Genomic DNA, 4,838 nt, shown 5'->3' with positions numbered 1-4,838 from the left:
TGAAGTCGTAGACTACTGGTTCACCAGCTGCCATTCTCAAATTGAATGGATAATGTTACCAAGTGACTTAATATTTTATATACACTTTTTACGCTTAAACAATATCAAAGTAGTGATTCATATCCGCAAGAATTTGGGGATGTGTAGGTTCCCACTTTAACGCCTGCCGCGTAAGCTTGCTTGATGCGGGAATATCCATCGCATACAACACATATTGAGCCGGAAACTCAGCCTCATTTTGCGTAAAAGCTGAATCTACGCGCTGCGGATCCGCATAGACATCTTTTACTTCAATCCGTAACTTTGCACCAATTTCCTTGCGAAGATCCTTCATTTTAAGCTGTTCCTCATCATTAGCATTGAAAAAATGTAAGCCATCAGGTGTAGATAATGCGTATTCCAATGCCAAGACGAATAAATGTGCAGCATCCAAAACATGAACCGCCGTCCAACGGTTCTCACCGCCATTATAATTTTCAACAAATCCCTTGGTTTGGGCTTCTGCAATCATGTTAGAAACAAATCCATGATGTTGATCACCTTCACCATGGACAATCGGTGCCAAACGGACAACATAGGAGTTAACACCTTCAGCTAATAACTCCCGCGCCACAACTTCTGACTTGCGTGGTGACCTCTGTGGGAAACCTGCATCGGCCTCATCTTGTTCAGTGAAGAACTGACCTGGTAACATCGCTGCCGTTCCATGTGTAACAATCAATGGTTTTTGGGTACCTTTCACTGCATCACCCATGGCACGAATATCGCGTTCATCGAGTTCACAAATTTCTGGAAATGTTTTAAAGTGCTCGGTTACACCCATACCCAGATGTAAGACAGCATCAGCTTGCGTAGCGGCTTCAGCCAATAAATCGTAATCCTCTAAGCTACCTTTTAGAACGGAAGCACCCCATTGGTGCAACTTGCTTACCCCGTTGTCAGAGTGTGTTAATCCAGTAACTTCATAGCCGTTTGCAATTAATTCCTTAGTTAACTTGCTGCCAATAAATCCTGTTGCACCGGTAATAAATACTTTTGTCATGTGTTAATCCTGCCTTCCATAGTCATCAATACAACTGATCAATAGAGACACAATAACACCTTTATGTTATTATTTGTGCAACAATAAACAACAGTGTTGTTTAAAACAACAGCATATAAAATTGGAGGCAATCTTACACATGGCAGATTTACGCACACTCAGAACACAAAAAATGATTATACGAGCATTCACGGATTTATTACACCATGAACCCTTCAGTAAAATCACAGTCAATGAACTGGCCGTGGCTGCCCTAATTAACAGGTCAACCTTTTACAAACACTTTGTTGATAAATTTGCGCTTCTTGACTATATTTTCGAAAAGGTCCTACTTGATGAACAAATAGATACTAAAAACATCTATCACCAACCATTTAGAATGCTCGCCCAGATTAAATCATCTAACCTGAAACCATTAATTCAAGCACAGACACATGACGAACAATTTGTGAAAGCATTTTCTGACTTTTTCTTTACGAAGACAATCAGCCAGCACCAAGAAATATCAACGCTCAATCAAAGTTTTTTCATTGGCCGTGTAACTGCAATCACACGCTGGATTCAGGTGACACATCAACAATACAATATTTTCACTGACTATGAGGAATTAGATCACATTTTTAACGAGGGGTAGTAATTAACGATATTTGCTGGCAAGAAGCACACTGATCAGAGCGTGGACTGGAATTAAGTTCAGGCCCAAATTAGGGGCTACAATAATAATCGCAATGATAGCTGCAAAACCAACAAATATTATCAATAACATACTAGTGGGGAACGCTGGTATTTCTGGATTTATCCGGCGTAAAGTCATTCTCAACAACAAAAATGACAATAACCATGCTAATCCATTTAGTAAATACGCTAAAACAGGCCATCGTGAATTGGGGAAGCGTGTCACCCACGAAGCCATATAAGGAACAAAAGATTGAAATAGCAGCCATAAGGCATTCGCCCAAAAGACTGATCGGTTAACTTTTTTTACTTGAATAAATAAATCATGATGATTAAGCCAAATAGCAATCAATAAAGCAAAAGTAATAATATAAACATAAATACTCTGCCACTCTGATAAAAGTGAATTCAATGAACCAGTTTCAGGTCTTGGTAAATCCAGTACTAACAACGTTAAAACAATTGCAATAATTGCGTCTGTAAACGCCTCAAGCCTTGATTTATTAATCATCCAATAACACCTCATTAATTTCTATACTAACGCATTAATATTACAATACTTAACTCACATACAAAATTTTTCAAAGTAACGCTTTTGTCCACTACAAATTAACATGTGCTAGACTGGACCTGATTATCGTTATTCAATAAGCATAATTAAATTTAATCTAAGTGGGGTAATTATAATGAAAATAATATTGCTTGATGGCTACGCCTTAAATAAAGATTTAGATTGGTCTATGTTAAAACAATTAGGTACTTGTACATTATATGACCGAACACCCGTTGATAATCCAGATACTATTATAAACCGTATTGGAAATGCTGAAGTTGTTTTAACACATAAGACGCCTATCTCAAGAGAAATTTTATCGCATCTTCCTAATTTGAAATACATTGGAATCATGGGTACAGGTTTTGATGTTGTCGATATACAGGCCGCACAACAGCTAGATATATCAGTGACTAACGTACCGACATATGCTAGTGATGCAGTAGCCCAATTTACATTTGCACTGCTACTTGAGGTAACAAGTGGAGTTGGAAAACATAACAAACTTATTCATGATGGAAAATGGGCTAATAGTGCGGATTTCACATTTTGGAATCAACGATTAATTGAATTACACGGAAAAACATTAGGACTAATCGGGTACGGTAATATCGCTCAACGGGTCGCTTTGATTGGACATGCTTTTGGTATGAAAGTTATTTTTAATAGTTTACATACTCATAAAAGTGACGAAGATTGGCTATCTCAAGTCTCGTTAACCGAGCTTTTAAAACGATCCGATGTAATTAGCTTGCATGTACCATTGAATTCTTCAACACAAAAAATAATTAATGCATCCACAATAAGTCAAATGCGACATAATGCCATTATTATCAATACAGCTCGTGGTAAACTGATAAACGAATTAGACTTAGCTGAAGCGCTAAATAACAGAAAAATTGCAGGTGCAGGATTGGACGTTAGTGCAACAGAGCCAATTGATACTTCAAATCCTCTATTAAAATCTCGAAACTGTTATCTAACTCCTCATATTGCTTGGGCACCACTAGAAACACGTCAACGCTTGCTCGATATTACGATATCAAATCTTGCTAGTTTTATTAAGGGCAAGTCTATAAATACAGTTAAGTAGTTAATAAATGCATTTTATACTGTTAATGAGTAACATTGATTTTAGCAATCAATATTCAAATTGAAAGGGCCCATTCCTTATGGATTAGGGCTTTTTAATTAATATATCTCTTGATTAGTGCTATTTTACTTACCGTTTAATCTGATACTTGTCCAGCCATTCAATTTTCCGCTTTAATTCATTTTGGAGCGTTCGCAATTTTTTGATTTGAGTATTAATTTTTGTTTGATGTGTCTTAAGATAATCGCGCCTTTCACGCATATCTGTATCCATTACTCCAACTAAATCCTTAGTAGGAATTTGATACTCTCGCAACAATTTAATTAAATTAATCCAATCAATATCATCTTCTGAGAACATACGATAACCATGGACATCACGTTTAGGCTTAGGAATTATTTTAAGACGTTCATAATACCGTAATGTATCTTTTGATAATCCAGTTGCGTTCACAACTTCTGACATACTAAAAATTTTATTCATTAAAAATCCTTCTTGCTATGGAGTTTACTCCATAGTATACAATACTGAAAAATATCATAAAGGGAGAGTTTTATGAATAATATTAAAAAACAAGCTGTAATATTTGGTGGGACCTCTGGTGTTGGCCGACATACCGCTATCCAATTAGCAAATGAAGGATGGAAAATTATAATTGTAGGTCGTAATGACCATGGCACTGTTGACTATATTAAAAATAACACTCATAACAATGATATCGTTTTTTACAGTGCTGATCTAAGTGATAAAGTAAATATAACATCTGTAGTCAGCAAAATTAGTCAATCAATTAAACAAGTTGATGCATTATTTATAACCATTGGAACAATCCAAAATAAACTTTTACTTACGAATTCTGGAATGGATACAAATATTGTAATTAATTACTTATCTCAAGTATGGATTATTATGGCCATGAAATCACTGCTTAGACACGGTAGCCAGATTCTCCTCGTTGGTGGATTGCCATTCTTGGTCAAACATTTGCACATTGCTGATATAGATTTTAAATCATCACAAAATACAGACAATTATAATGCAAATTCTGTAATTTCAAATACTTTAAGTGCCCGCATCCTGCTTACTATGATACTTTCGGAGAAGTTAGCATCGGAACAAATAAGTGTTAATATTTTTCATCCAGGCTATATTCCTGATAGTCATTTAAGCAGTGGAACCGCTTGGTACCTTAAATTAATGGGGTCTATATTTGCGCACTTTTCAGTTAAAAACTCACCTATAGGTGCTGAACTGGTCACAAATAATAAATACCTTGGTTTAACAGGCAAGTTTATAGATGACCGTGGACGTATTGTTAAACTACCCGCATCCTTTTCCAAAGAACAAGCAGATCGTCTTTGGAAGTCAACACAGCCGCTATTATAGCGGACCATTATATTTATGGACCAATGCATTATTTTGACTTCTTCAAATACCACTTTTGATTGCTAGTGCAAGTAGGGTCGATAGTGACC

6 protein-coding genes are annotated in these 4,838 nt (G+C 36.2%); 3 read left to right on the top strand and 3 right to left on the bottom strand.

What is annotated here, in order from left to right; genetic code table 11:
• Positions 1-94 precede the first annotated feature (94 nt).
• Positions 95-1,042: an SDR family oxidoreductase gene (locus IV88_RS08735; protein WP_057800517.1), complete on the bottom strand. Its 948-nt coding sequence runs from the start codon at positions 1,040-1,042 to the stop codon at positions 95-97.
• A 139-nt stretch (positions 1,043-1,181) separates the two neighbouring features.
• Here IV88_RS08735 and IV88_RS08730 point away from each other — a divergent pair, with 139 nt between their 5' ends.
• The gene (locus IV88_RS08730) at positions 1,182-1,676 is read left to right on the top strand and encodes a TetR/AcrR family transcriptional regulator (RefSeq protein ID WP_057800516.1); all 495 of its coding nucleotides are present in this window, start codon (positions 1,182-1,184) and stop codon (positions 1,674-1,676) included.
• Between the two features lie 3 nt (positions 1,677-1,679).
• On the opposite strand, the gene IV88_RS08725 is transcribed toward IV88_RS08730, so the two are convergent.
• Entirely contained in the window at positions 1,680-2,228 is a 549-nt protein-coding gene (locus IV88_RS08725) for a TMEM175 family protein (protein ID WP_210726809.1), read from the bottom strand.
• Positions 2,229-2,403: 175 nt separating this feature from the next.
• Here IV88_RS08725 and IV88_RS08720 point away from each other — a divergent pair, with 175 nt between their 5' ends.
• Positions 2,404-3,363, top strand: a complete 960-nt coding sequence (locus IV88_RS08720; RefSeq protein ID WP_057800515.1) for a D-2-hydroxyacid dehydrogenase — start codon at positions 2,404-2,406, stop codon at positions 3,361-3,363.
• 129 nt (positions 3,364-3,492) lie between these two features.
• Here the strand turns inward: IV88_RS08720 and IV88_RS08715 are convergent, their stop codons facing one another.
• Entirely contained in the window at positions 3,493-3,846 is a 354-nt protein-coding gene (locus tag IV88_RS08715) for a MerR family transcriptional regulator (RefSeq protein WP_057800514.1), read from the bottom strand.
• Positions 3,847-3,918: 72 nt separating this feature from the next.
• Between IV88_RS08715 and IV88_RS08710 the strand changes: the two genes are divergently transcribed.
• Complete coding sequence (locus IV88_RS08710; protein WP_057800513.1) at positions 3,919-4,749, top strand: SDR family NAD(P)-dependent oxidoreductase; 831 nt, start codon at positions 3,919-3,921, stop codon at positions 4,747-4,749.
• Positions 4,750-4,838 lie beyond the last annotated feature (89 nt).

The sequence above is a fragment of the Pediococcus argentinicus genome (assembly GCF_001437605.1).
Lineage (GTDB): Bacteria > Bacillota > Bacilli > Lactobacillales > Lactobacillaceae > Pediococcus > Pediococcus argentinicus.
Note: the sequence above shows the minus strand (reverse complement) of the source record. Positions and strands in the feature narration are given on the sequence as shown.

Excerpts from the sequence above, each read along its gene's own strand:
- IV88_RS08735 (WP_057800517.1), bottom strand. The coding sequence starts at position 1,042 with ATGACAAAAGTATTTATTACCGGTGCAACAGGATTTATTGGCAGCAAG.
- IV88_RS08730 (WP_057800516.1), top strand. The coding sequence starts at position 1,182 with ATGGCAGATTTACGCACACTCAGAACACAAAAAATGATTATACGAGCA.
- IV88_RS08725 (WP_210726809.1), bottom strand. The coding sequence starts at position 2,228 with ATGATTAATAAATCAAGGCTTGAGGCGTTTACAGACGCAATTATTGCA.
- IV88_RS08720 (WP_057800515.1), top strand. The coding sequence starts at position 2,404 with ATGAAAATAATATTGCTTGATGGCTACGCCTTAAATAAAGATTTAGAT.
- IV88_RS08715 (WP_057800514.1), bottom strand. The coding sequence starts at position 3,846 with ATGAATAAAATTTTTAGTATGTCAGAAGTTGTGAACGCAACTGGATTA.
- IV88_RS08710 (WP_057800513.1), top strand. The coding sequence starts at position 3,919 with ATGAATAATATTAAAAAACAAGCTGTAATATTTGGTGGGACCTCTGGT.